This is a genomic window from Methanothermobacter crinale (genome assembly GCF_055397825.1).
This window is the reverse complement of the sequence record NZ_AP042450.1, coordinates 1240399-1265703: the sequence shown is the minus strand read 5'-3', so window position 1 is coordinate 1265703 and position 25305 is coordinate 1240399. Positions and strand designations below refer to the sequence as shown.

General features: G+C 40.1%; 30 protein-coding genes. 11 read left to right on the top strand and 19 right to left on the bottom strand.

Annotation, left to right across the window (positions count from 1 at the left end):
• Nucleotides 1-466: 466 nt before the first annotated feature.
• From ACZ5XX_RS07320 to ACZ5XX_RS07305, 4 genes are all read right to left on the bottom strand, one after another.
• Nucleotides 467-652 (bottom strand): hypothetical protein, encoded by a 186-nt coding sequence (locus ACZ5XX_RS07320; RefSeq protein WP_464583975.1) that lies wholly within the window; start codon nt 650-652, stop codon nt 467-469.
• A 133-nt stretch (nt 653-785) separates the two neighbouring features.
• Nucleotides 786-1271, bottom strand: coding sequence for a hypothetical protein (locus ACZ5XX_RS07315; RefSeq protein WP_464583973.1), 486 nt, complete (start codon nt 1269-1271; stop codon nt 786-788).
• Nucleotides 1272-2059: 788 nt separating this feature from the next.
• Nucleotides 2060-2338 (bottom strand): hypothetical protein, encoded by a 279-nt coding sequence (locus ACZ5XX_RS07310; protein WP_464583971.1) that lies wholly within the window; start codon nt 2336-2338, stop codon nt 2060-2062.
• 69 nt (nt 2339-2407) lie between these two features.
• A complete protein-coding gene (locus tag ACZ5XX_RS07305; protein WP_464583969.1) occupies nt 2408-2704 on the bottom strand; it encodes a hypothetical protein in 297 nt (98 codons plus the stop codon).
• A gap of 7 nt (nt 2705-2711) precedes the next feature.
• Here ACZ5XX_RS07305 and ACZ5XX_RS07300 point away from each other — a divergent pair, with 7 nt between their 5' ends.
• Entirely contained in the window at nt 2712-3545 is an 834-nt protein-coding gene (locus ACZ5XX_RS07300; RefSeq protein WP_464583967.1) for a histidine kinase dimerization/phosphoacceptor domain -containing protein, read from the top strand.
• 425 nt (nt 3546-3970) lie between these two features.
• Here ACZ5XX_RS07300 and ACZ5XX_RS07295 read toward each other — a convergent pair whose 3' ends face one another.
• From ACZ5XX_RS07295 to ACZ5XX_RS07255, 9 genes are all read right to left on the bottom strand, one after another.
• On the bottom strand, nt 3971-4234 hold the full coding sequence (locus ACZ5XX_RS07295; protein ID WP_464583965.1) for a hypothetical protein: 264 nt from the start codon (nt 4232-4234) through the stop codon (nt 3971-3973).
• A gap of 310 nt (nt 4235-4544) precedes the next feature.
• Nucleotides 4545-4778: an FmdE family protein gene (locus ACZ5XX_RS07290; protein WP_464583963.1), complete on the bottom strand. Its 234-nt coding sequence runs from the start codon at nt 4776-4778 to the stop codon at nt 4545-4547.
• Between the two features lie 3 nt (nt 4779-4781).
• The gene (locus ACZ5XX_RS07285) at nt 4782-5213 is read right to left on the bottom strand and encodes a hypothetical protein (protein WP_464583961.1); all 432 of its coding nucleotides are present in this window, start codon (nt 5211-5213) and stop codon (nt 4782-4784) included.
• A gap of 343 nt (nt 5214-5556) precedes the next feature.
• A complete protein-coding gene (locus ACZ5XX_RS07280) occupies nt 5557-5970 on the bottom strand; it encodes an FmdE family protein (RefSeq protein ID WP_464583959.1) in 414 nt (137 codons plus the stop codon).
• A gap of 169 nt (nt 5971-6139) precedes the next feature.
• Entirely contained in the window at nt 6140-6505 is a 366-nt protein-coding gene (locus ACZ5XX_RS07275) for a hypothetical protein (RefSeq protein WP_464583957.1), read from the bottom strand.
• Nucleotides 6506-6987: 482 nt separating this feature from the next.
• Entirely contained in the window at nt 6988-8034 is a 1047-nt protein-coding gene (locus ACZ5XX_RS07270) for an ABC transporter ATP-binding protein (RefSeq protein ID WP_464583955.1), read from the bottom strand.
• Nucleotides 8035-8039: 5 nt separating this feature from the next.
• Entirely contained in the window at nt 8040-8726 is a 687-nt protein-coding gene (locus ACZ5XX_RS07265; RefSeq protein ID WP_464583953.1) for an ABC transporter permease, read from the bottom strand.
• A 46-nt stretch (nt 8727-8772) separates the two neighbouring features.
• Nucleotides 8773-9645 carry an ABC transporter substrate-binding protein gene (locus ACZ5XX_RS07260; RefSeq protein WP_464583951.1) on the bottom strand — a complete coding sequence of 291 codons (873 nt, stop codon included), beginning with the start codon at nt 9643-9645 and terminating at the stop codon, nt 8773-8775.
• A 149-nt stretch (nt 9646-9794) separates the two neighbouring features.
• Nucleotides 9795-12293, bottom strand: a complete 2499-nt coding sequence (locus ACZ5XX_RS07255; protein WP_464583949.1) for a DEAD/DEAH box helicase — start codon at nt 12291-12293, stop codon at nt 9795-9797.
• Nucleotides 12294-12529: 236 nt separating this feature from the next.
• On the opposite strand from ACZ5XX_RS07255, the gene ACZ5XX_RS07250 reads away from it, so the two are divergent.
• A complete protein-coding gene (locus ACZ5XX_RS07250; protein ID WP_464583947.1) occupies nt 12530-13048 on the top strand; it encodes a nitroreductase family protein in 519 nt (172 codons plus the stop codon).
• Here the strand turns inward: ACZ5XX_RS07250 and ACZ5XX_RS07245 are convergent.
• The 3 genes from ACZ5XX_RS07245 to ACZ5XX_RS07235 are packed head-to-tail and all read right to left on the bottom strand — an operon-like array spanning nt 13045 to nt 15637.
• On the bottom strand, nt 13045-13509 hold the full coding sequence (locus ACZ5XX_RS07245) for a PsbP-related protein (RefSeq protein ID WP_464583945.1): 465 nt from the start codon (nt 13507-13509) through the stop codon (nt 13045-13047). The two genes, ACZ5XX_RS07250 and ACZ5XX_RS07245, sit on opposite strands and share 4 nt — an antisense overlap.
• 26 nt (nt 13510-13535) lie before the next feature.
• Nucleotides 13536-14027, bottom strand: a complete 492-nt coding sequence (locus tag ACZ5XX_RS07240; protein ID WP_464583943.1) for an MGMT family protein — start codon at nt 14025-14027, stop codon at nt 13536-13538.
• Entirely contained in the window at nt 13997-15637 is a 1641-nt protein-coding gene (locus ACZ5XX_RS07235; RefSeq protein ID WP_464583941.1) for a cation:proton antiporter, read from the bottom strand. Before ACZ5XX_RS07235 ends, ACZ5XX_RS07240 begins: the two co-directional genes overlap by 31 nt.
• 353 nt (nt 15638-15990) lie before the next feature.
• On the opposite strand from ACZ5XX_RS07235, the gene ACZ5XX_RS07230 reads away from it, so the two are divergent.
• From ACZ5XX_RS07230 to ACZ5XX_RS07195, 8 genes are read left to right on the top strand one after another with little or no spacing between them, the layout of a single operon-like run.
• Nucleotides 15991-18021: a histidine kinase dimerization/phosphoacceptor domain -containing protein gene (locus tag ACZ5XX_RS07230; RefSeq protein WP_464583938.1), complete on the top strand. Its 2031-nt coding sequence runs from the start codon at nt 15991-15993 to the stop codon at nt 18019-18021.
• Between the two features lie 8 nt (nt 18022-18029).
• The gene (locus ACZ5XX_RS07225) at nt 18030-18428 is read left to right on the top strand and encodes a hypothetical protein (RefSeq protein WP_464583936.1); all 399 of its coding nucleotides are present in this window, start codon (nt 18030-18032) and stop codon (nt 18426-18428) included.
• Complete coding sequence (locus ACZ5XX_RS07220; RefSeq protein WP_464583933.1) at nt 18428-19372, top strand: ABC transporter substrate-binding protein; 945 nt, start codon at nt 18428-18430, stop codon at nt 19370-19372. The genes ACZ5XX_RS07225 and ACZ5XX_RS07220 overlap by 1 nt, the downstream gene beginning before the upstream one ends.
• Before the next feature lie 25 nt (nt 19373-19397).
• On the top strand, nt 19398-20150 hold the full coding sequence (locus ACZ5XX_RS07215) for an ABC transporter permease (RefSeq protein WP_464583931.1): 753 nt from the start codon (nt 19398-19400) through the stop codon (nt 20148-20150).
• Between the two features lie 24 nt (nt 20151-20174).
• Nucleotides 20175-20918, top strand: coding sequence for an ABC transporter ATP-binding protein (locus tag ACZ5XX_RS07210; RefSeq protein WP_464583929.1), 744 nt, complete (start codon nt 20175-20177; stop codon nt 20916-20918).
• Between the two features lie 6 nt (nt 20919-20924).
• Complete coding sequence (locus ACZ5XX_RS07205; protein WP_464583927.1) at nt 20925-21185, top strand: hypothetical protein; 261 nt, start codon at nt 20925-20927, stop codon at nt 21183-21185.
• Between the two features lie 17 nt (nt 21186-21202).
• Complete coding sequence (locus tag ACZ5XX_RS07200) at nt 21203-21370, top strand: 4Fe-4S binding protein (protein ID WP_464583925.1); 168 nt, start codon at nt 21203-21205, stop codon at nt 21368-21370.
• A gap of 6 nt (nt 21371-21376) precedes the next feature.
• Complete coding sequence (locus tag ACZ5XX_RS07195; RefSeq protein ID WP_464583922.1) at nt 21377-22561, top strand: NAD(P)/FAD-dependent oxidoreductase; 1185 nt, start codon at nt 21377-21379, stop codon at nt 22559-22561.
• Here the strand turns inward: ACZ5XX_RS07195 and ACZ5XX_RS07190 are convergent.
• Nucleotides 22553-23350, bottom strand: coding sequence for a UbiA family prenyltransferase (locus tag ACZ5XX_RS07190; RefSeq protein WP_464583920.1), 798 nt, complete (start codon nt 23348-23350; stop codon nt 22553-22555). The genes ACZ5XX_RS07195 and ACZ5XX_RS07190 overlap by 9 nt on opposite strands.
• Nucleotides 23351-23369: 19 nt before the next feature.
• Nucleotides 23370-24110, bottom strand: a complete 741-nt coding sequence (locus tag ACZ5XX_RS07185) for an ATP-binding protein (RefSeq protein WP_464583918.1) — start codon at nt 24108-24110, stop codon at nt 23370-23372.
• 47 nt (nt 24111-24157) lie between these two features.
• Here ACZ5XX_RS07185 and ACZ5XX_RS07180 point away from each other — a divergent pair, with 47 nt between their 5' ends.
• Nucleotides 24158-24616 carry a YbhB/YbcL family Raf kinase inhibitor-like protein gene (locus tag ACZ5XX_RS07180; protein WP_464583916.1) on the top strand — a complete coding sequence of 153 codons (459 nt, stop codon included), beginning with the start codon at nt 24158-24160 and terminating at the stop codon, nt 24614-24616.
• A 35-nt stretch (nt 24617-24651) separates the two neighbouring features.
• On the opposite strand, the gene ACZ5XX_RS07175 is transcribed toward ACZ5XX_RS07180, so the two are convergent.
• Nucleotides 24652-25281, bottom strand: coding sequence for an acyltransferase (locus ACZ5XX_RS07175; RefSeq protein WP_464583914.1), 630 nt, complete (start codon nt 25279-25281; stop codon nt 24652-24654).
• Nucleotides 25282-25305 lie beyond the last annotated feature (24 nt).

Below are 25305 nucleotides of genomic sequence, written 5' to 3'. Positions count from 1 at the left end.
AGATGAGAGTAATTATTTTGAAGTCCAATTATTCTTTGCTGTTAATTTCCATATCCTATAAGAATATCTTCAAGAAGGTAGAAATGTGTGGGTTGTGGAACGGCCCTTGAACACTTTTATGATGGTCTCAGCGGGGGGAAAGGTAGTTCATTAACAAGACTAATTATAAAGGGATGTGAATGCTCTTTCATTGTAGAGCATTATCAAGGAGAGAGCAGACGCTGATGAGTTTCAAAAAGACTTCCATTGTTCTCTTTTTCCAAGAGATCTGTATATTCTCTAAATGTTTTATGTAACATTTTATCTGGGATAAATTGTCACGTAAATCATATTTGTCCTTATATTCTGCCTTCCCCTTTTTTATACTCTCGTTGCTTGCAAAAATCACAATTTTAGAGGTGGATATTAAATTTTATACTGGAATGCAAAATATTTTCTTCTTTTATAGCAAGGTTGCCCAGAAGATTTATTCTTTTTCTATTCTGATTTTTATGGGCATTTTTTTACTTTTGAGGATTCTCATGGCAATTAACAAGATCACTAGTATTATAAGCCATCCTGGTATTACTATGACCTGGTCTTGGGCCTCTAAGGGCTTCTGAGGATTATATCTCCCATATTCTATCTTACATTTTGCATTGTAAACCCCCAAGCCCCATAGGCTGGGCTTCCATGTTACGATATTGTCATATTTATCCCCTGGATAAACTCCACCTGTAGAGTTGATTTTAGCGTCAGTGAACCATCCATCTAATATTATTGTCCCTGTAAAATTCTGGTAGGTGTTACCAGTATTCCTGACTGTATACTTGAAGTTCCCACCCTATAGGACTTATAACAATAAAAGGTGCCTTGAAACTTTCAAATTTAACAAATTCCATAATGGGCCCTGGCAACCCTACGACAATGGGTACTACGACCTCCGCGCTCTGCTTTATAACCAATTGAGCCCCTCCACTTTTGACTTGTGACGTTATCCTCGGTGTTGCATTTATGACCAGCGCTCCAACAGCATCCCTATAATTATAACTTGAGGGTACGTTCATCTCAAAATGAACATCTTTACTCTCTCCAGGTTTTAAGACAAAATTGGTTTCTTTGACTTTTATCCAATCAGCAACTCCACCATCAACAAGGAGAAGATGCAATTTATTTTTTAGGATCTTCTTGTCAACAGTAACTTCTAAGGTTTCGCCTCCAAAATTTTCGATTGTAACCTTCCCAGAAAAATGGGTAGTATCCTTTATTTCGAAAACGTGTCGGCGAAACAATCAAATTCACAGCAAAAACTGAAGACAAGAAAAATAATATCAATAAGAGTATAGCCCATCTTCCCATGATTCCTCACCACCCAAAAAAAGGAATATGAAAGAAAGGGATAATTAATTTTATGGTGTTGTTGGTGCTGTTCCACCTGCCTGGACACTGCATGATATACCGTGGTTGTGTAAAGACCAGGAGGCGTTGCAAATGGGACAGTCAAGAAGAGATCAACAGGCACTGTTAAAGAGCCAAACTGATCTGGTAACCCCCAACCAGATTTCACTTGGACATAACTTAGTTGTAAATGAAGCTTTTGATATACTAGCACTGTAGTCTGCATATTTAAGAAGATCTAGTGGTATAATATTAGTTCCGTTTGCCAAGTCGCCTGCAGTTCTTACATAGAAGTCTTGCTATCTTGGAATCCGTGCTGACTTGTTCACCGCTAGCTCCACCATCCCATGATTCTTGCATGTTTCTGCGGGTAAATTACCTAGATTAATTGTACTATTGTCGTCTCCCCCCGGCCCATTAAGCTGTGATTGCAACTGTCTCGGTAACGTTAGCTTCTGGAGGTTGTGTAGCCGATAGTGATGCTTAGCCGGTTACTGGCTGGCAATATACCATCCCTGCTATGATCATCATCGCGGCCAAGAAAACAAGGGGATTGATCTGCATATTTCACCCAGGATATGTTTTTATGGTCACATTTAAAAGAATTTTTATGTGAACTTTCCCCACAAGAAAAAAACGGACTGTGAAGGGGGGATCCCGAAAACTTTTTTTATAATAATCGTCATATGTTCTGAAAAAAGAGGTTAAGGGGTGAAACATTGGAGTCTTCCATTCTTGCAAGACGGTTTTCCATTTTACTTGCAATACTTATAGTTATCCTTTCACCTTTTTTCCATGGGGCGATTGTTGGAGTGATATCTATTGTATTGGCATTTTCTATAATATCCTTGTATTTTGGTTGGAGGAAGCCTATTGTGGCGGCTTCTGTTTTCTTTTTCTTCGCGGCTTTTGTTGACCCTCTTTTTGTTTCGAAGATATTTCTTTTAGTGTACTTTTTCATATTCTTGTTTTTCTCTTTGAAGCTTTATGGGCTTGGACAAGTCTTCGCATACTTTACTGGTATAATGGCTTACACTCTAATTGTTTCCCATGTTACTGGCTTGTTGCCGGCTCCTAGTTTGAGGGTTCCGTTTTTTGAAGGTGTTTTACACTTAATAACTGCTGTGGCTATTTTATCGGTTTGTCCAGATGAAGGTGTTATAGCACCTTTACATTCGAAGTATGTTGGCGGCCAAGTAGCAAGGACCATGATACCTTTCCTTGTAGTAGTTCTTGGCGTCACAGGCCCAATTATACTATTGTTAAGGGATTGGTTCCCTTTTTCTTCTGGGGTGTTCCTTCTTGCTGTTGCATTCGCTTTTTCCATTTTTATAATGACGGTGGGGGTCCATCGTCTTAATGTCCTAGCTCAGAAAAAGAGTGAACTCCACAGGGAAATCATAGAGGCTTGGAAGTTCTTTGAGGATGTTGTGGAGAACATCGAAGAGGCCATAGCAGTCTTTGACAAAAAAGGGGAAAAAGTATATGAGAACAGGCAAATGAAGAAGATAAAGCCTCAAGTCCAAGATTATTGGTTGAAACTCAAAAAAGAACAGAGGCCTGTTCCAATCAAAGAGCTTAAAGTCAACAAAGGATATTTTACGGGTTGGATCACCCCATTATACCATGAAGGGAGATTTGATGGAGCTATAGTTTCATTAACTGAAATTACGGATCTTATCAGAGCGCGACAAGAATTAGAATCGAGCATGAATGAAAAGGAAATTCTTTTAAGAGAGATCCACCATCGCGTGAAGAATAATCTCCAGGTAATAATAAGCCTTTTAAACCTACAAGCTTCCAAAGCAGATAAAAAAACAAGAAAAGTTCTCTTAGGCGCTCAAAATCGTATAAAGACAATGGCAATGATTCACGATGCAATCTATGAGGAAGGGATGGAAGTGGACATGCAAACGTATGTGAAAAGGCTTGTGCATAATCTTAAAGGCCGATACAAGCTCTACAATACGAACTTTAAAATAAATTGCAAAGTGAAGTTCAACCTGGAAACTGCAATGCCACTTGCCCATCTCCTCAATGAATTACTCACAAAGTTTATTAAAAATGTTCCTCCGACTAAGCTAGGAATAGAAGTCAAGGAATATAATGGAGGGTACCAACTGATCATATCAAGCAACAGGGCACCAACAGCCGGGGGGGGGGGGTAGATATCCCTTTGTAAGAGCATTAATTCAGCAACTTGATGGTAAATTACAAACTGAAAACAATGGCGCCAAGGTCATAATAAAATTCAAAGAACTAAAGTATAAGAGGAGAATATAAGGGAGTGTAAAATTGGATCCCCACACAGAGTCCCTATATGCCGGCAGCTACCACACAAATCACCCCTTTCATAGGGATTTTATGTAAACGGTTCTGGATGACATGAGGAAAAGAATTTGCCCTGTCGGAGACATCATGGCAATAATTTCAAAAAAAGTATGGATACTTCCCTCAAATTATACGGTTTCTTCTCAAAAGAGCATCAAAAGAAATATAGCATTAAAGAACTCTCCAAGTTAATAGAGAAATCCGCAAAATACATTTATTAGATCCATTGAAATCCAAAAAAATAATAAAATAAGTGTAGGGGTTAGATTTTGAAGCCGCCTTTAAGGAATCTGAACGTTGCCAAGCCAACTAGTGTAAGGCCTATTATGACTCCATAAACGTACCATCCACTACTGGCTGAACCGCCACCGCTGGAAGCCCTTGTAACCTCATAAGCCTTGCCCTGTCCACTTCCCGGACCTAGAGCAGCAGTTAAAACACTGGCACCTACAAAGGAATCAATGAACCTAGGAGAAACCCCGCTGAAAGTACCTGAACCGCCTGGAACACAAGGGACATTGGGCACTAAATCCGAAAGTTGGCGGTTCAGTATTGATCTTAAATATGATAAGTGTTCCAGCCACTCCTGATATAATGTAGTTTAATTCTTCACTTGTTATCCATTTTTCACTCCCTTTTTCTAGTACCGTTAGTGATTGCATGTAATTTGGTGTTTCATCTTTGTAAAGCATTATGAATGCTGCCGCCCATTTTCGAACATGGCATTCATTGTCCTGCAGTCACTTAGATCGAATGTTGGCCATTTGAAAGTGAACGAGATGGCTTTTCCTACATTGTTTACTTCATCCCAGATTATTAGTATGCCTTCCTCGCTTTCACTTGGAACCATTGGAGATTCTAATTCTTCTTGGAGCACTCTTTTTGCAGTATGTACCACTACCAGGGGTCACGCCCATGAGGTAGAGTAATGCGTCGTCTTTGCAGTAAATGCTTGTACCAAACCAGAGGTATTTTTGGCCTTCTGTAAGTGGGTAATTTCCAAGGGCTTCTATTATGAAGAATCCTGACTGCACTCCCGGGCATACATGGTTGTGGAATAGGAATACCATTAGCTAGTCATATGGTGCGTCGTATTTCCATGCGTTAGCTATGCTTTCGATATTGAAATAGACTGATCTGAATACTCTTGAGTTTGCATTGTCTTTAGCGGGATCGTTCATGGCTTTGGGTCTGATGTCGTTCACTTTAGTCCCGTTGGATGATTCTTTTACTATTAATTGTCTTGTAGTGGGATCATAGACTATGAACACTGAATTTAGGGTTTTGCCATCATATCCTTTTAGGACGAATGTGAACCATAGCGGCTTGTAGAATGGTTGATGTACGGGTAAAAGATTTTTTCTGCTGAGCCTAGCACCTAGGACCTTGAATATCCCATTGTAGCATGGATCTGTTAGAGTGCCGTTTAGATAGACATAGCCTGCTGATGTTAAAACTGCAAGGTTCAAGTCATCCTTTTCAAAGTTGATTCCCTTTTCGTCCATGAAAATTTGTTTTGCAAGATTCGCAGCGTCTGTCCCTATCTAGGTATTCACAGCTCAAATTATCTCCTTGTAGCGTGTTGTTCGCTCTCGTGGCTGTTGGGAGATTAAAGCTGTTGATGTAATCTATGTCGAGGCCGTGCGTTTCATTTAACTGGGCATAATTGACTTCTACCAACTAGGTAATAGTATTGTTCTTCTGTTAGGTTATCAAGTTCTTTGACAATCGTAATAACTAATGTTGGCTCCATTGTAACCCTTTTCACTAACCATGCGTTGAATTTAAGTTCTGAAACTTCCTTTGCCCCTGTTTTCCTGTTTGTATTTGTTTACGAGTTCCTGAAGGTCATATAACATTATTATAAGGGTTCCTGTTCTCGTGTTTGAGTTCCATCTTATAAAGCCTGAGGTTAGTATCATCAGTTTTTGAATAGCCCATGTATGACCTTTTTGCAGGTGTTGTGTCAAGTGCCAGGACTAATGCGTCATCATCTGATCCTCCTGGCACGCCAATTGTCATATAACTTGTCAATTCTATTGGAGATCCTGTTGAAAAGTCCACTATGGGAGGATAATACATGTAGAGTGTTTTGCTCATTGCATATCCGCTTATACAACCACTACATATGTGTCCATGGGATGCTGCTTGTTTCAGCAAGTCTATCGGAACTCTTATAGCCCATGCATTTGCCAAGCTTGCTATTGAGAATGCATCATCTCCAAGTTTCCCTCCAAGGTTGTCCCATTGTGTTTCTGTCATGTTCTGGGATACTGTGCCATTGTATATGAGAGTGTTATTAAATATAATAAGCTAATATAAGGTCATTACGCTTTTTGATGACAAATGCGAATACTAGAGGGTCAATGGCTGTCTTTTTAAGCACTAGTAGATTCCCTTTTACCATAAGTTATCGCACCTTTCGCTTCATTTAATATACCTTCAATTGCATCCTCTGAGGTGCTATTTTTATATTTATACCAGCAGGGTTGTAGGTGTGGACTGTTGTGTTGTTGTTTGGTATCCTGGTGCTCTGATTTTTATTTGGAATCCTGTTTCTGGTTGTGAGTGTTGGAATGTTATCTTGGTGATGTTTGCTCCTGGATCGAAGTACTTTTGGAATTCTATTTTTTTGCTTGGAAGAGTCTGTGAGCTCTCGGATTGTCGCGTTTATTTCCTCTGGATATTCATAGTTTGCTCTTATCCCTACTTCGCATGTGCTGTTTGTTGCCGAAACTGCGCCCATCGAAACCATGAAAACCAATGCAAAGAACAGAACAAAAAGTTCCTTCTTCAATATTTCCTCTCTATTTCTTTTTTCATTTTACATAGCCTTAATAATAACAATATATAAATATATATTATTACATTTTCATTTAATTAATATAAGGTAATAACAATTTTGGGCTGTGATATAACCCCCAAGAATTTAAAGAAATCACACTAACATTCAATAACTGCACCTTGTTCTCTCAATTCATGAACCATCTAAACTGAAAGAATGCCAAAAAAGATTTGGTATAGACTAATATTAGCGAATTCAACCTTCAACCCCCCCTAAATCCTAGTAAATGTCATATCCCATGAAGAACATGCCCCCTTCTTGGAGTTCATCACAATGTTGACGACAGCATCTACAATGAAAAGACATCAAGGGCTTATTTCTACAAGGGCTGTTAATGGACCAAGGGAGAAGATTGTGCTTGTACAATAAACTATTTTGAAAAGGGAAATGTTTTCAATGGGATGGTGAAGATCCGCCCCATTGAATAAAAACTTTCATTGGATTATATGGACTGCCGAAGCCTTAAATTCTATCCAAACATTAGAACCGATAGTTATATTCATGTCATGGAAAGACTTCCGAGTCATATAAACAGCGAACATCTCATCATTACATTCCACTTGTAATTGGAGGAGTGATCCCATTTCATTTACTCTTATGATCTTGCCTTTTAGCTGGTTGAGCGCGCTTGAATCTCTAGGTCCCCCTGAAACAGTTATATCTTCGGGTCTTATGGTGGCGATTACTTCCCCTTCTGCTGGTTTAGATGAATAAATGCTTATTTTATTAGATTTTATGAGTGTGAGCCCTTCTTTTGTCATTTCTGCTTCGCCTTTTATTATGTTTTTAACCCCAACGAATTTTGCAACGAAATTATTGGCTGGTTTCCTGAATATTTCACTTGGCTTGCCAATTTGCATTATTTTATTCTGGAGTATGGCGATCCTATCAGCTAGGCGTTGTCCTTGGAAAAGGTCATGTGTGGTGAATATGATACTGGTTTCGCCTTTTAATTCCTTTATGGCATCCTCTATCCTCTTTTTCGAAACCGGATCCAGATTTGATGTGGGCTCATCCAATAGTAAAAGTTCTGGCCCGTTTATGAGCGCACGTGCGAGTGCAAGTCTTTGTTTCTCTCCCCCAGAGAGTCTTTGGGCATCTTTGTTTTCATATCCTAAGAGTCCTACAAGCTCTAGGACCCTTTTCACTTCATCTTCTTGGGGGTTTTCGCCCCTGATCCGCGGCCCGTAAATGACATTATCATAAACTGTCCTTTTTAGTATTGGTGTTTCTTGGAATACCATACCTATCCTGCGCCTTATTTTGAATGCTGGGACGCTTAAGGCATCTATGCCATCAAATATTATCCTACCAGTGGTGGGTTTTTCAAGGAGGTCTATAATTTTGAGGAGTGTTGTTTTACCTGACCCTGTGGGGCCTATTATCCCCAGGGTCTCACCAGCTTTTACTTTAAGGTTTATATCCTCTAAGACCATTTTTTCGTCGTATACTTTTGATATTCCCTGTAATTTGAGCATCATTCTTTTCACTTTTCTTGGAAGTAATTTAAGAGGGTGTTTATTATAAGCGAAACCGCGAGTAGTATTATCCCAAGGGCTATTGAAAGTTCCAGGTTCCCCTTTGATGTTTCAAGTGACATTGCACTTGTTATAACCCTAGTGCAGCCCCTTATGTTCCCACCAATCATTATGGCAATACCCACCTCTGATATAGCCCTGCCAAAACCCAAGATTATAGCGCCCATTATACCATACCTTGCCTCAGAAATTAAAGTGGAGAGTGTCTGATACTCTGTGGCTCCCAACGATCGTGCAAGATCCACAATCTCATCACCAACACCTTTGAGCGCCGTTATAGTGAAACCAGTTATCAGAGGCGAAATTAGTATAGCCTGGGCCAATATCATGCCCCAGGGTGTGAATAAAAGATTCAAGGATCCTAGTGGCCCAGATTTTGAAATTAATAGGAATACAAATAATCCAACCAGAACTGTGGGTATACTATACAGTGTTTGGATTATGTTTATGATAGCTCTTTTGCCCTTGAATTGTTTAAAGTGTATTAGGGCCCCGGCAGGTACTGCGATGAGTGATGCTAATAACGTTGATGATAGCGAAATCATCAGTGTACGTGATGTTATATCGATTACTTCTGGGTTTAGTGTTATTATAAGTTCCAATGCTTTTAAAATGCCTTGTAATATTTCGTTCAATCATATCACCGGGGAGCATCAAAAAAAAAGGAAATGGAATAATGGGTCAGGCTTCTGGCTCCGACTTTCCGAAAAGGGCTGTGAATAGTGAGTTCCCGTATTTGCCTTTACCATATTTTGCTATGATATCTTGTCCTTCTTTGCTTAAAAGGAAGTTTACGAATTTCATCGCGGCATCATAGTTTGCACCATTCACTTTTTCTGGGTTTATGGGTATTGCAGAGTATACGTTGAGGAGGTCGCTACCATTTGTAAGATATGGTACAAGATTTATTCTATTCTGGTATGCAAGGTATGTTCCAGAGTCTGTGATTGTATAAGCTTGTTTTTCATTGGCTACTCGGAGCGTGTCAGCCATTCCGCTTCCTGTTTCGATGTACCATGGGGATTTTTTTATATCATTATAATTTATACCTGTTTTGTTCCAGATTTTTATTTCCCTTGAATTTGTCCCTGAATTATCTCCTCTTGATACGAATTTTACTTCAGATTTTGTTTGTGCTGCTGTGAATATTCGGTGGAATGCTTCTGTTGCTGTTGTGCTTCCATTGATATTCGCTGGGTCGTCCTTTGGGCCGATGATGTAAAAGTAATTGTAGGCGAAGGGGTATCTTTTCGTCCCATAGCCTTCATCTATGAATGTTTCTTCTCTTTTTTTGTCATGGACTATCAAAAGGTCTGTGTCTCCTCTTTTTCCACGTTCTAGTGCTATTCCTGTTCCCCCTGATACTATTTGGATGTCGATGTTAGGATATTTTTTTTCGAATTGAGCTTCAAGCTCTTCAAGCAATCCTGTATCTTCAAGACTTGTTGTTGTGGATATTCTAAGGACTTCCTTTTCAAGATTGCTTAGATAATATATTCCAGATGCTGCCAGTATTATTGTTATAATTATCAAGGCAATTGCCAACTTCTTCATGTTATCCTTCCTCTCACTATTTTTTTTGACCCCCCCCTCATATCAGGTGGGGGTAGTTCATTTCCAACTATATCGAGATGCATATATAATACAATCGATGTGCTCAAATACATCTTTCTTAACATAAAAAAGTCATAATTGTATAGTATTCAGCCTTTCCTAGCCCTTCCATGGAAGTATGCTGCCATCTCCTTCTCCCCTTGCCTTGTGAGGATAGCGCCCATAAGATACCATGCCCTCGCATCCCCAGGATTCTTTTCAAGCACATCATGGAGCTTCAACTTCGCCTCCGCAAACCTACCACTCCTATAAAGAAAATAAACCTCAGAATACGCACCTTCAACTTCCAAGTCAACATCCTCCATAGCCCCAGTTTCAACCTCCACCAAAAAACCCCCACTCATCACACTCTTCAAATACCAGAGCATACTTCTAGCAGCTTCCTTATGCAATGGTTTATTATCATTACCACATTTAGGAGAGTATATACAGGAAGGGCAACCATCAGCGCACCCACACGAATCCACAAGCTCAAAGGTTGAAGTGATAATATCCTCAAATAATATAAAAGCTTTCTCTGCCAATCCTATACCACCCTCAAATACATCATAGATAAATATTGTGGCCGCGCCAGTATCCGGATGATGAGAAGTTGACAAGCCACCAATATCCATACGATCACAGAGCACATGTAAAGGGAACAATGAGATAATAGCATGTTCACAACCATGCAAACCACCCTCAAACGCCTCATCATCAAAATCATCCCTAATCTTTCCTTCAAGTTCCTCTGAGATGGTGAACCAGAGAGCGGTTGACCTAAACCTTAAAGGCGGCAAGGCCAATGGGAAAGTTCCAAGAACTTTGCTATAAGCCATCACACGATAAAGATAATAGTCTTCTGTAACTTCAACCTCCCCAAAATACAAATCAAAACCTGAAAACCTCCTCTTTCTCAAAATCCTTTTAACTTTAAGGTCGATCTTTTTAAGCGCCTGCGTATGATAATCCACACTTTTCCTTGTAACATGGATCTTGCGCCTCTTCAAGTCGAATTCATCCACTGTATAAGTGTCCCCACGGTTTATGAGCACCGCACCCTCATGGGCTTCACGATAAGCATGCGCCCTATCCATCCTCTCAAGAACCCTACTATCATCTAGGACTGTGAAATTATCATCTGATATCTGATCAAGCCCGTAAGTAAACTGGGGATCACCTTCTCCACTGTATACAAGACCATGATCCGCTATAGTGAGTTCACCATCTTTTAGCATCTCTGCTATAACTTTCAAGTTGAAATCATTTTCAAAAAAATCTTCAAGGTTTAAGGGTAGTTCACTTGCGGCGCATGCTATCTGATTCCGGAGTATGAACCTATTTTTAAGGTCTATTATAGCATTCTCATGAGACTTTTCAAAAATAAATGACGGATTTTTCATAAGGTACTGGTCTAGTGGATTTTCAAAGGCCACAAGTATTATGATAGAATCGTTCTCTTTTCTGCCTGCACGGCCGGCCTGCTGCCAGGTAGATATCATCGTCCCAGGATACCCTGATATCATAACCGCATCTAGGGAACCTATGTCTATGCCAAGTTCCAGGGCGTTTGTCGTGCTAACACCTAGAAGTTCACCGCTTCTCAAGCCCTCTTCTATTTTTCGCCTGTCCTCGGGCTTGTAACCTGCACGGTATGTTGTTACACGGTATACGAGTTCTTTTTTCTTTTTGTCGAGTTCCTCTCTTGTCCATAGTGTTATGAGCTCGGCCATCTTCCTTGAGACTGTGAAGCAAAGGCACTGCAACCTATTAAATACAAAATATGATAGTATGTTTTTGGTTTCATGGTGCGTTGACAACTTTTCCTTCTTTTTGGAGGGATTATAGAGTATGAAGTGTTTTTTTCCGGATGGTGAGGTGTCCTTTGAAACTAATTTGAATTTTTTGCCTATGAGTTTTTCTGCGAATTCCCGGGGGTTTGCAAGGGTTGCGCTTGAAACTATGAACTGTGGATCGGAGCCATAGTATTTGCAGATTCTTTTAAGTCTTCTTATGAGGAATGCCACGTTTGATCCGAACACGCCACGGTACTGGTGGGCTTCGTCTACAACTATAAATTTTAGGTTTTTGTAGAATCGGCGCCATTGGTGATGCCATGGCAGTATACGATGAAGCTGATAAGGATTAGTTATAACGATCCTAGCATTCGCCCTTATCCAAGGTCGTTTATTTTTTGGGGTGTCCCCGTCATAAACACTTGGATTTAGCCTCAGTCCAAGCTCTGATTCCAATCCTTTTAAAACTTTTAATTGATCATTAGATAGGGCCTTGGCAGGGTATATGTAGAGTGCTGTCGCATTCTCATCATGGGTTAGTTTTTCCATTATTGGAAAGTTAAATGCTAATGTTTTACCAGAAGCCGTGGGAGTTGTTATGATAACATTCATACCATCGCGTATATATTCAAGAACCTTAACCTGATGATGGTAAAGTTTCATCCCTTTTTCTAAGAGGTATCCTTTCATGTTTTCTGGCAAGTCACTGACTTTAGCATATTTTGCTTTCCTCGATGGCATGGTCTCTATGTGCTCGATAGCGTCCTTGAATCTCCTATCCTCTTTGAATCTTTCCAGTATCTTTTGGATCATGACAAAAAGTTATTATAATAATATTATTTAATTCTTTTTCCTGGGGAGTTCCATAAAAATAAATTTAGATCTACAGTTTTTTAGTGTGTCGGAGGGCTGCAATAGTCCATTTGTAATTATCATGGATATGGTCGTGAGTGAGTCCTCATTTTGAGATATAGATGTCCAATTTTTCTATTGTAAGATGTGGGAATATTATATATTAGTTTGTATATAAAAATCTTAGGGGTGTTTTAATGAGCCTTTTGGAAACTATCAAAAAGAGAAGGAGTATAAGGAAATTTAAACGGAAAAGTATACCTGAGGAGTATCTTGAGGAAATAATGGAGGCTGCAAGATGGGCTCCATCCGCTGGTAACCTCCAAAGTAGAAAATTTTTAATTGTTAAAAACCCCCAATTGAAACATGAACTTGCAAAGGCAGCCTATGGGCAACCATTTATAGAAGAAGCCCCAGTTGTTGTCGTTGCATGTGCAGATCTTGAAAGGTCTGCTCTAGGCTATGGTGAACGTGGAAGAAACCTTTATTGCCTATTTGATGTCGCGGCCTCGGTTGAGAATATGCTGCTTACAATACATGAACTTGGTCTCGGAGCTTGTTGGGTGGGGGCGTTTGACGAAAGACTCGTAGCGGAAATCTTGGAAATCCCCTCTACTTTAAGGCCAGTTACGTTAATCCCTCTAGGTTATCCTGCGGAGAAACCATCAGCACCTCCCAGGGTGAGTGTAGATGAAGCGTTCACTATAATAGATTAGAGTATATGTAAACTGTTGATAATAGTATCGAAGTTGCGATTTTCCTTGTTGAAATCCTCAGGAGTTGCTTCACATTCTATAATATAGAAGTAGTCCCCTTTTTGGAGGATTATCATACGAATCTGTTGTCTTGTCTGTGTTTGATCGCAACCTAACTTATATACTAGTTCGTAGGCTTTTGAGCTGTCAACTGTAAGGGTTCTATTCGATATTTTCTCATAACAGTATTTTGAAAGTTCTTCTTGCAATTTTTGGACATGTTCTAAGTATCGGTCTTCAAGACTACCGTTTGCTTTTTCCTGTCCTATTATAACCATCGCTTTATTAGAGGGGGCGCTGACAATTATAAGGGCCCCTGGAAGATCCGTGGGTTTATTACATTTCCATCCTATTGGATAATCAAATGACACCCTAGAACCCTCATAGTGTCCTTTATAGGTACAACCTGTCGCTAATATCACTAAAAAAATAATTAATAAATATGTTTTCACTTTAACCCTCCTATGATAAATTTTTTTAATATTTTATCATTTTCATCAAATTTTATGCCTTCGCTCTCTAGTAATCTTTTTTTCATCCATGCGCTGCCCTGATATCCTCCAAGGCTCCCATCAGATTTCACGATTCTATGACATGGTACAATGATAGGGAAAGGGTTAGTAGCAAGGGCTCTTCCTATACTCCTAGGACTTGTTGAAAGTTTCTTCGCTATACAAGCGTAAGTGCTTACAAAACCGGCCGGTATCCTGCAGACCACTTCTAAAACCTTTCTCTGGAAGTTTGAACAAAGATCCAATGCAAGGTTTTCCATCTTCACACTCTCTAGGGATAGGCTAGCAAATTTCATCCTTCCATTTAGATTTCCGGGTAAGATGACCTTGGATATGACCGGTCTATTTTCCATATGCCAGAGTATATGGATGGTTCCGATTGGTGTCCTCATAGGTGTTATTCTAGTTTGCAGACGTCCTTGTAGCATGTGAATATCTCCTCTGTTATCCTTTTTGTGGCTTCTCTTTTCTCAGAAATCACGATATCCGCCCCTGCCCTGTAAAGCGGTTCCTCATCTTCGAAGCCCCTTATGCGGACTATTATCTTCATAAGAGGGTTTAAGTGGCGTGCTTCATGGGCAACATGGGCTGTTGAATCATAATCCGTTATAGCCACCACCATCGCGGCGGCCTTTGAAACATTAAAATGTTTTAAAACGTTAATGTGGGTTGCATCACCATAATAAATATTGTATCCCTCATCTTTAAGCCTATTAACAACCTCAGGGTTTATATCAACTCCAATGTATGGTATGTTGTTCTCCTCCGCCATATTCGCGAGTTTTCGGCCTGTTAAACCCACGCCTATGATGATAAGATGATCCTCAAGGGGCTTCTCGGGTTTCTCATAATATCTTCCCCTTCTAAGCTTTCCTGGTAGTGGGAATTTCATGAAATGCTCAGCGATCCGCGGCGAAACCATGATAACAAAGGGTGTTAAAGCCATAGTCATAACAGAAATTAAAAGCAGACCCTGGAATGTTACACTGTCTATGAGACCATACCTTAACCCGCTTTCAGATATGATAAATGAGAACTCTCCAATCTGTGATAACATGAGGCCCACAAGTACCATAACTCTAATAGAATATCCAAGCAAGAAACCCACCACATTATTAATGAAAAACTTTATAAGGATAATAATGGCAACACCAGCTAATATCAGAGTATAATGCGTGAATAGAAAGTTAAGATTTACTAGCATCCCAAGGGATACGAAGAAGAAACTTAAAAATATTTCTTCGAATGGTAAAATTATCCCCTGGGCCCTATGGGCATAATCTGTCTGGGCTACCATGAAACCTGCTATGAAAGCCCCCAAGGCTGGTGATAATCCTGCCTCGCTTGTAAGCCATGTTACAGAAGCGCAAACAAATATAACAGTAACTAGGAATAACTCCCTGCTTTTAGCTTTCGCAGCTAAATGTAGAATCCATGGTATGAGATACTTTGAAGCGATTAATGTGAATGCTATGATAAGAACCCCTTTTAATATCACACTGGGAAGTGTTATCCCCCTATTGGCTCCTGCAAGCACTGGTACGAGCAATATCATGGGCACTGCCGCAAGATCCTGAAATATTAATATTGAGGTTGAAACCATACCATGCGGAGATTCTACCTGCTCAGAATCTTGTAAGACCTTTAAAACGACAGCTGTACTGCTAAGTGAAACTAGAAATCCTATGAACAATGCCTTCCCAAAACTTAACCCGACCTTGGATAAGATGATCAATATTATGATTATTGTCAGGAGTATTTGGAGTGTGCCTCCAAGGAGTGCTGTGCGTTTAAATTCGTCGAATTTTTCGGTTGAAAGTTCAAGTCCAATAGTAAATAATAATAGTATAACCCCTACTTCAGCTATTAATCTTATCTGCCCCATATCCTGGATGAGTCCGAGTACATGGGGGCCTGCTATCGTCCCTGTGATGAAAAATCCAACTATACTGGGCATTTTCATCCTCTGGAATAGGATAAGCACAAGGAAGGCCAAGCCAAAAATTATAACAATATCTTTGAGTATTGGTAGCGCCATTATTTTTTCCACCAAAAACCTTCTACTATTATTTATAGTGCATTATAGAATAAGTGTAATAAAGTGGACTTGTCAAATTATAATGGTTCCAGCGAGGGAAAAATTCTAAATCATAGTATTGGAATAGGATAAAGGGGATCACCATGTATAAGAAGGTTTATCTCTATGCCATTATAATGCTCTTGATTTCAGTTGGCGCGTTCTTTTTACCTCTTAGTTTAAGGGTTCCCATAATAGATATTATAACTTTTGTCACGGCTTTTATAGCGTCTTTCGCGTTTTTTTATCTTGCTATTTATTCAAAGAAGGTTTACCAGAAGTATTATCCTACATTTTTATTTTTGGGTTTTGGTTTGTTCTTCTTGGCGCTTGGAGATGTTGCATGGTTCATCCTCGATTTACTGGGTCAAGAACCGTTCCCATCCATAGCAGACCTCTTATACATATTATATTATCCTCTTTTTGGTATTGGACTTCTTATCACCCCAGTGGAGAGGAAAACGGAGAAGTTTACGGCCATGTGTGATTTTTGCATAATATCAGCCGCCGTGGCCACGATATTATGGCTATTTTTCCTTAAACCCGTTATACTCTCTGGAGGGTCTCTAATTGAAGTTTTAGTCTCTGCAATTTACATTATAGGAGATTTCATAGTTCTATTCATCCTCATAGACTTTATCATGAACAAGATCGGCTTGGTGAAATCTCGGGCCATTAACATATTCCTTGCTGGTATAATAATTCTACTTTTAAGCGATCTTCTATTTTCTTATGGAGAATTCCATGGATTATATTATAGTGGCTGCTTAATCGACCTTGGGTGGATAATAGGCTACCTACTATTAGCAGTATCAGCTATTGAATTTAGACTTGAAGATTTTGAAACTCCAGTATATTCACAAAAACGCGCATGGGTAATGGAATATTTCCCAGACTTCTTCATATTATCTCTTTTCATATTATTCTTGTTTGTGCTTTTCAATTTCAACATTAAAACATCACAAAGTTTTGCGATAGCATTCCTCATAATATTATCCTTCGCGGTTGGACGACACCATGGCACTCTACTTGAAAATAGGAAGCTCATTGAAGATTTGAATGCCGAGAAAAACCGGGCTGAATTATACCTTAAAATCGCAGCATGGGGCCTCATATTCCTAGATGATAAAGGCCGGATACAATACATAAATAGGAGAGGCCTTGAAATCCTGGAAGGTAGCGAAGATGACGTTAAGGGCAAAAGTTGGTTCTCGAATTTCGTGCCAGCCGATGAACGCCTTGAAAGAGAGAAAAAATACTTCAAACACATTAAAGAGGCTAAAAAAGGTTATGATATCACAGGTAAGGTTATCACATGTAAAGGTAATGAGAAGATAATGCAAATGACCGCCAAGCCAATCTATGAAAACGGAGAATTTAAAGGAGCTATTATCGCAGCTGAGGACATGACAAAACTTTACCATATAAGAAGGAAGCTTGAAGAAAGCGAGAAAAGATACAGGAGCATATTCAACACAGCCCCAAGCATCATCCTATCACTGGGCAATGACCTTAAAATCCAAGACTGTAACAGGATGGTGAGCACACTCGGCTATAAACCAAATGAACTGATAGGTAAAAACATCAATGATATCCTAGAGGATAAGATCAAAGAACCGACCCCAGGAGAATATAAGGTCAAAAAGAAGGATGATAGCATCCTATATGCTAAGATAAACTTCAGCAAGTTGGAAGATGAGATGATCGTGGTAATGGAGGATATAACACCATTAAAAGAATCCATAAGAGAAAAGGAGTTACTTTTACGAGAGATCCATCACCGTGTCAAGAATAACCTGCAGATCATATCAAGCCTCCTAAGCATCCAAGAACGTAAAACAAGCGATCAAAACTTCAAGGACATACTTTCAAGTAGCAAGGAGCGTATAAAATCCATAGCACTCCTACATGAACAATTGTACCAGTCAACAGACCTTGCAAATGTGAAAATCAAAGATTATATAAAAAATCTTGCGACAAAAACCCTACAAGCCTACCCAACAGACATCCAAATAGAAACAAATATTGAAGATATCACATTAAATATTGAAACAAGCCTCCCAATCGGCCTAATAATAAACGAACTACTAACCAACACTATAAAACATGCCAATGCAAAAAATGTAGAAATAAGATTAAAAAAGGTAAATGGGAACCTAAAATTACACTACAAAGATGATGGCAAAGGCCTAACAAAAGATGAAATCCAAAAATCAGAAGGACTAGGCTGGAAACTCATAAAATCCCTTACAAGTCAACTAGGAGGAAAACTAACAATCAAAAACAAAAAGGGCCTAGATCTCATGATAACATTCAAGGAACTTAGATACAAGAAAAGATACTAAATGGGGGGTTGGCGCCTATAGACGAAAAAATAGAAGAACTGAAAAAGGAAATAAAGAAAAAGGACAAAAAGATAGAAAAACTCCAAAGGAAACTCTCCGAATATAAAGGTAGACTAGATGAGTTGAGAGAAGAGAAAAAAAGACTAAATAAAAAATTAAATGAACTTGAAGTTCTAAGACTAGAACTCAAACTCAGAAACATACAAGCCCTAGAAGATGAAAACAACCGCCTAAAACACCGAACCAAGATAACGAAAAGATTACTCGATGAAGCGCGAGAAAAAATAGAAATACTAGAGGAGACGATCAACGAATTCAAAAATCAAAGGCTCATAGAAAGACTCGCTAAAAAAGAGCCAGAAACCCTAACCTACTACAAAAAAAGATTCAATAGGGGGATAAAATAATGGTAGAGAGAAAATGGATCATAGCCACGATAATAATAATGGTGATAGTGGGCGCAGTCTACATATTATACCCCAAGCCAGAAGAGAACGTGATAAGAGTCGGCCACTTAAAGGACGACCACCATTCAGCACTCTTCATAGCGCAAGCAAAAGAAATGTACGAAAAAGAAGGTTTAAAAGTTGAAACCATTGAATTCAACGCAGGACCAGACCTTGTGAAAGCAGCCGGCACTGGACAAATAGATATCGGCTACTGTGGAACACCCCCAGCAGTCACTGGAATAGCCAAGGGCGTGCCCATAAAAATAGTCGCAGCAGTCAACCAAGAAGGATCAGGGATAGTGGTCAAGGAAGGCATACAAAAAATAGAAGACCTCAAAGGCAAAACAATAGCAATACCCATGAAAGGGAGCATCCAAGACGTTCTATTACAAATGACATTGAAGGAACATGGCATAAGCCCAGAGGAGGTTAACATCATAGAAATGCAAGTCCCACTAATGCCAAAGGCCCTGGAAGCAGGGAGAATAGATGGGTTCATAGCATGGGAACCTTATGTCTCCATGGCAGAACAAAAAGGTTACGGGCACGCAATCGCATACTCTAGAGACATATGGAAAGACCACCCATGCTGTGTAGTGATAGCCACAAACCAGTTCATAAAAGAACACCCAGACCAGCTAAGAAAATTTCTAAAGGTCCATGTAGAAGCCACAGAATACCTCAACAGTCACAAGAATGAGTCATCATCCATAGTAGCCAGGACGCTTGGAACAGACCCTGAAATAGAAAAGAGAGCATTCCAGAACATGAAATTCATAGCAATACCCACAAGCTCCTTCATAGATAATGTAATGAAATTCGTTGAAATACAAAAACAGTTAGGCTATATTAAAAAAGACCTTAAAAAGGATGATATCTTCAACCTAAATTACCTGCCATAGAATAGGGAGCACAGGGTGGACGGTTTTGAAAAAATTCCTCGAAGCACTAATCATACCAGTGATACTTCTCATAATCTGGTCAATGTTGACATTCACCAACCTGGTACCATCATATATTCTGCCGAGTCCATATGAGGTTTTGATAGCATTCTACAACCTACTAGTAACAGGGGAACTGTTCTTACATGCTATGAGCACACTATCAAGGGTTGTTGCAGGATTCAGCGCAGCAGCCATGATCTCAATACCCCTAGGAATAGGCATAGGCTGGTCCAAGACCCTGGAGAGGCTTTTCAACCCCATAATCCAAATATTAAGGCCCATACCACCACTAGCATGGGTTCCATTTGCCCTGCTCTGGTTCGGCCTCGGGCTTAAAGCAGAAGCTTTCATAATATTCATAGGATCATTCTTCCCAATACTCCTCAATAGCCTAGACGCTGTTAAAGGCGTGGAGAGAGTGCTCATCGAAGCAGCGTGCACATTAGGAGCTACTGAAGGACAAGTGTTGATAAAGGTCGTGCTACCAGCATCCTCCCCAGGGATATTACTAGGTTTAAGGGTTGGCTTTGGGATAGGATTCATGTGCACAGTAGCAGCCGAGATGATAGCAGCCAAATCAGGCCTAGGATACCTTATCATGGAAGCCATGCGCTTACTAGACACAGGCGAAGTTGTGGTGGGCATGCTCACAATAGGCTTGATAGGATTCGCCATCGACTATCTGCTCTTAAAAGTAGAGGAAAGATACATTCCATGGAGGGGTAAAACCATCTAAATGAGTGTGGAGGGGGATCCAAGGATGCCATTAAAAATAGAGGGGCTCTCAAAGAAGTTCAAGGACAGGCCTATACTCCAGGATATAAACCTCCAAGTCGAAGATGGTGAATTCCTATGCATAGTAGGACCATCAGGTTGTGGTAAAACCACACTACTGCGTATAATCGCGGGCCTAGAAAAGCCCACCACAGGCAGAATATTAGCTGATGGCAGGCCAATCAAGGGGCCTGGAGCCGATCGTGGGTTCGTTTTTCAGCAATACACGCTCTTCCCATGGCGCACCGTCCTTGAGAATGTTACCTTCGGATTAGAACTTAAAGAACTAGAAAAGGATGAAAGGGAAAAAATCGCCATAGACTATCTTAAACTAGTTGGATTGGAAGATTTCAAGGACGCATACCCATATGAACTTTCAGGAGGCATGAAACAGAGGGTTGCAATAGTAAGGGCCCTCGCAAATAACCCAAGGTTTCTTCTTATGGACGAACCATTCGCGGCATTGGACATACAAACACGGAACCTACTCCAAAGAGAACTTTTATACATATGGGATAAAACAAATGAAACCATAATATTCGTAACACATAACGTCGATGAGGCGGTATTCTTAGCAGATAGGATAGTGGTTCTAAGCGCGAGACCTGGCAGAATACTCAAAATATTCAAAGTTGAAATAGATAGGATAAGAGATAGGCTAAGTAAAGAGTTCTTAACCCTAAGAGGTGAAATACTCAAGATACTTGAAAAAGAAGTTAAACTAAGGTGATAAAAAATGGATCAGAAGATATTAATAGTGGGTGTGGGAGCCCTACTAATAGGCATGGTAATAGGATGGACTCTAGGACTTTCATCAACGCAAAACCTAATCCTTAACATAACTAACAATTCAAGTAATGACCAACCAGTGGACGAACCAAGCATCACACAACCTACACAACAACTTCCCGAAAATCAGACAGTAATACCACCCTCAGAAGATCAAGAACCATCTTCGCCACAAGATGAAACACCACCCGCGAACATCTCACAGTGACTCTAAAGGAGGATAGGATGAAAGTTAACGATTGGTGCATGTATTGTGGAGAATGTGCTGGAGTATGCCCCAGGAACTTGATAGAGGTTAAGGAGACATCCATAATTTTCTCGAAGAAAGAATGTAAAGATTGCAGACTTTGCATGCAAGTATGCCCCATAAAGGCTCTTGAACCAGAGGAGTGATAGCAGATGATCAGAACAGACGTACTTGTAATAGGCGCCGGCCCAGCAGGTTCAACCGCGGCTAAACACGCGGCCCTCGGAGGAGCTGATGTAATCCTAGTAGATAAAAAGTCCGAGATAGGCGCGCCTAAACGTTGTGCAGAAGGGGTTTCCATGGGTGGACTAGAATCCCTCGGGATAAAACCCAACCCACAGTGGATAACCAGGAAAATAGAGGGTGTGCGCCTCGTATCACCTAATGGTACCAGTGTCTGGTTAACATCTGATAGGGTTGAACTCCCAGAGGCTGGCTACATACTAGAAAGGAAAGTCTTTGACAAGCACATGGCAATGGACGCTGCCAGGGCCGGTTCAAAGATCATGATAAAAACCCTTGCAAGGAGCCTGGAGCGAAAAGATGATGATGGTTACGTCGTGAACCTCGAGACAATGGGAGAGGAATTCCAGATAAAAGCGCGTATAATCATAGCGGCTGACGGACCCGAATCAAGGGTTGCAAGGTGGGCTGGTCTCAAAACCGCCGCTAAACCAAAGGACATGGAATCAGCAGCTCAATTTGAGATGGTAGGGGTTGAAATGGAGGATAACCATTGCATAGAATTCTACTTTGGGAGTGTCGCCCCTGGGGGTTATGCTTGGATATTCCCAAAGGGGGATGACATAGCTAACGTAGGACTTGGCGTCCTTTCAACCAAGACCAATAAGAGCGCATATGAGCACCTTCTAGAATTTGTGGAGGATTGTCCAGCCACAAAGGACGCCCAACCAGTCGAGTTGAATATAGGCGGGGACCCGGTAGGTGGAATGCCAAAAAAACTAGTAACTGATGGTCTGATGGTTGTGGGTGATGCCGCAGGCCAAGTTAACCCACTAACGGGTGGGGGTATAATATCTGGGATGACAGGGGGCATGCTAGCAGGTAAAGTTGCGGCTGAGGCCATAAAAGATGATGACACTTCAAAGGGCAGGCTCAGAGAATATGAGAAACTATCCTATGATAGTATAGGTAAAGAGATCGATAAGTATCTTAAGGTGAAAGATTACATGTTAAGTCTCAGTGACAAGGAGCTTGACTCAATCGCAGAAGCCTTTAAGGATGTGGAATTTGAGAAGATAAGCACAACAGAACTTGTTAAAAAGTTAGTGAAGGTTTCACCAAGAGCCCTCTTAAAACTTGGAAAACTATTTTAGGAGGAGTAGGATGATTATACAAGCCAGATAAAAGACAGATAACATTCTATGATATGTTATATCAGCTAATCTGATCATTTTCTCCCTTTCCATTATATTAGAAAGATATAACGGTATTGTCGCCATAAAGGATGGTAATATCACTATTAGGATCTGTGAAAGACTAATATCATGACTATGATATGCATAATATAAGATTAAAAAGAATATTATAGATACTATAGTTGTTTCCTTTAATTTCTTCTTGTACATGAGGTATGTTCCCAGCCCTGCTGTAAACATTAAAATGTAAATACTGGCTGGGACTACAGAAAGATCCCCCAATAGTAGGCTTGCAGAAGCTAATCTTAGAATATTGTTAATGGCTGTGCTATTTAATGGTGCAAGAGATGTTTCCTTCAACCTCAAGGGGGGTAAAGTATATAAAAGCTGGTTTAAAACCATCAAGAGGAGTATTATAGTGAAGACCGGGTTTAAAAACATTGAAGACGCCAGTGAGAATACTATTAAGGCCGATATAAATAATACAACCATCTTTGGTTTTACATCTCCTCCTATGAATGGCCTGTCAGATTTCAGTCTATCCCTCTTGTCAACTTCAATATCTGTAAGATCATTAAGGGAATAAAGTCCACCCCAGAGTATTGATACGATAACAAGCCCTGAGAGGAACTCCAATGGATTGAAGGCCAAATTATATTCATGAGCATAGGTAAGGGCAAGAAGGTACATATGAATATTCTTAGCCGTCCAAGTGATCCTAGTTGACCTTAAAAGCGCCTTTAACATTCATGTATCACCAATAATATTAAACTTTTTTAACCTTGTCTAGTATATAACGGGGTCTGCAACCATAAACTTTGATATATTTTTTTATTTTCTCCTCTTCAACGTTTAAGTGCGCCTTCACGATTTTGATTGTTTCCTCAGGTGTGTATTCTATCCTGACTACTTTGAATATCATCCCTAGGATCTTTGAGAGTATCCTTGAAATAATGGGGATGTCTGTGAAGATATCATACTTTTTATCCCCTATTTTTAGTCGCCATGCTGTCTGGAATATGATGTTAAGATCCTTGAACTCCTTCCTGTATTTTAGGTATTCTTTGATGCAGAGCAGATAAAAAATTGGGGTTTTCCTTGATTTCAGAGTCCATTCACTGAAACCATGAACATCATCTTTCAAAAAGTGACTGTCATGGAACTTGTCAGCGAACAAAACAGCGTCAAAGGTTGAAAGGCGCCTATAAGCTTCATCTGCACTGTTAACATCCAATGATCTCTTAATATTATCTATTATGGTCTTGAAAACTTCTTGTGGGGTTGCTGACAAGTTCTCTAAGTGGCATTCCACATCATATACCCTAAGTCCAAGCTCATCTATGGCCCGGTAAATGTTCGCTGATTTACCAGTGCCGGGAGTGCCTATAACATGTACTATGTTCCCCTTCTCATACTTCAAATCTTCTAGCACATTTTTAAGTTTAAGATAGGCTTGGGTTTCTACAAAAATACTATTATCAGAGGGCACATTTATTTTATGATTCATCATAATATTATTCATGTGTAGGATAAAATATACATTAGGGGGTATACATGTTGAAGATTAGAAGCATTGCCTTTAATGATGGAGAGAGAATACCGAAAAAGTATACTTGTGATGGTGAAGATATTTCACCACCACTCATTTGGGAGGACATACCAGAGGGGACTGTTACACTCGCTCTAATATCAGATGATCCAGATGCACCATCCAAAACCTGGACGCACTGGCTGATATTCAACATACCACCAGAACTTAACGGTCTCCCAGAGGGTGTTGAAAAAGTCGGAGAATTAGAAAACGGGATCATACAAGGATTTAACGATTTTGGGCGTATAGGATATGGTGGTCCATGCCCACCATTTGGTGTGCATAGATACTTCTTCAAATTATATGCTCTTGACACGAGCCTCGACCTTGAACCCGAGACATCCAAAGAGGAGCTTCTAGAGGCCATGGAAGGGCATATAATCGAAAAAACACAGATGATAGGATTATATTCAAGAGAATGAACACATAGTGGGGTCAATCCACTATTACTCTCTTTTCATATTCTGTTAGGTACTTTCAGTTTTGGTGGTAGTGCCTTGATTTTTGCAGGGGCTCCTATGGCAAGTGACCATGGGGGCACATTCCTCGTGACAACAGCACCAGCGGCTACTATGGCCCCTTCTCCAACCTCAATATTCGAGAGGAAGGTCGTGTTAGCACCTATAGACGCCCCCTCCCTTACTATGGGGCCTCTAAGTTTATATTTAACCCTCACAGGGTATCTGTCATTGGTGAAACAAGCACATGGCCCTATGAAGACATTATCCTCGATGTAACTTTTTTTCGGCAAGTAAACATTGGATTGTATGCTAACGTTATCCCCGATCTTGGAATGGCCCTCTATGACGGTGTTGGTACCTATAAGGACATCGTCTCCAATTGTTGTCTTTTCACGGATCAACACATTATGGCCTGTGCGGAGGTTGTCGCCGATGGTCACATCATTATAGATAACAGTATTAGATCTTATAAGGGGGTTTTTACCTATAATTGGGGGCTTACTGAACTTCTTATAACCATAACCTATTATTATATTCTCGGTTTCCCTTTTACGGATCCATTCTTCCTCTCTATCCCCGAAGAGGAGGCTTCTAATATCTGGCATTACAATGTCACCTTTCCTCATAATCTTAATATGATACTCTCTAGG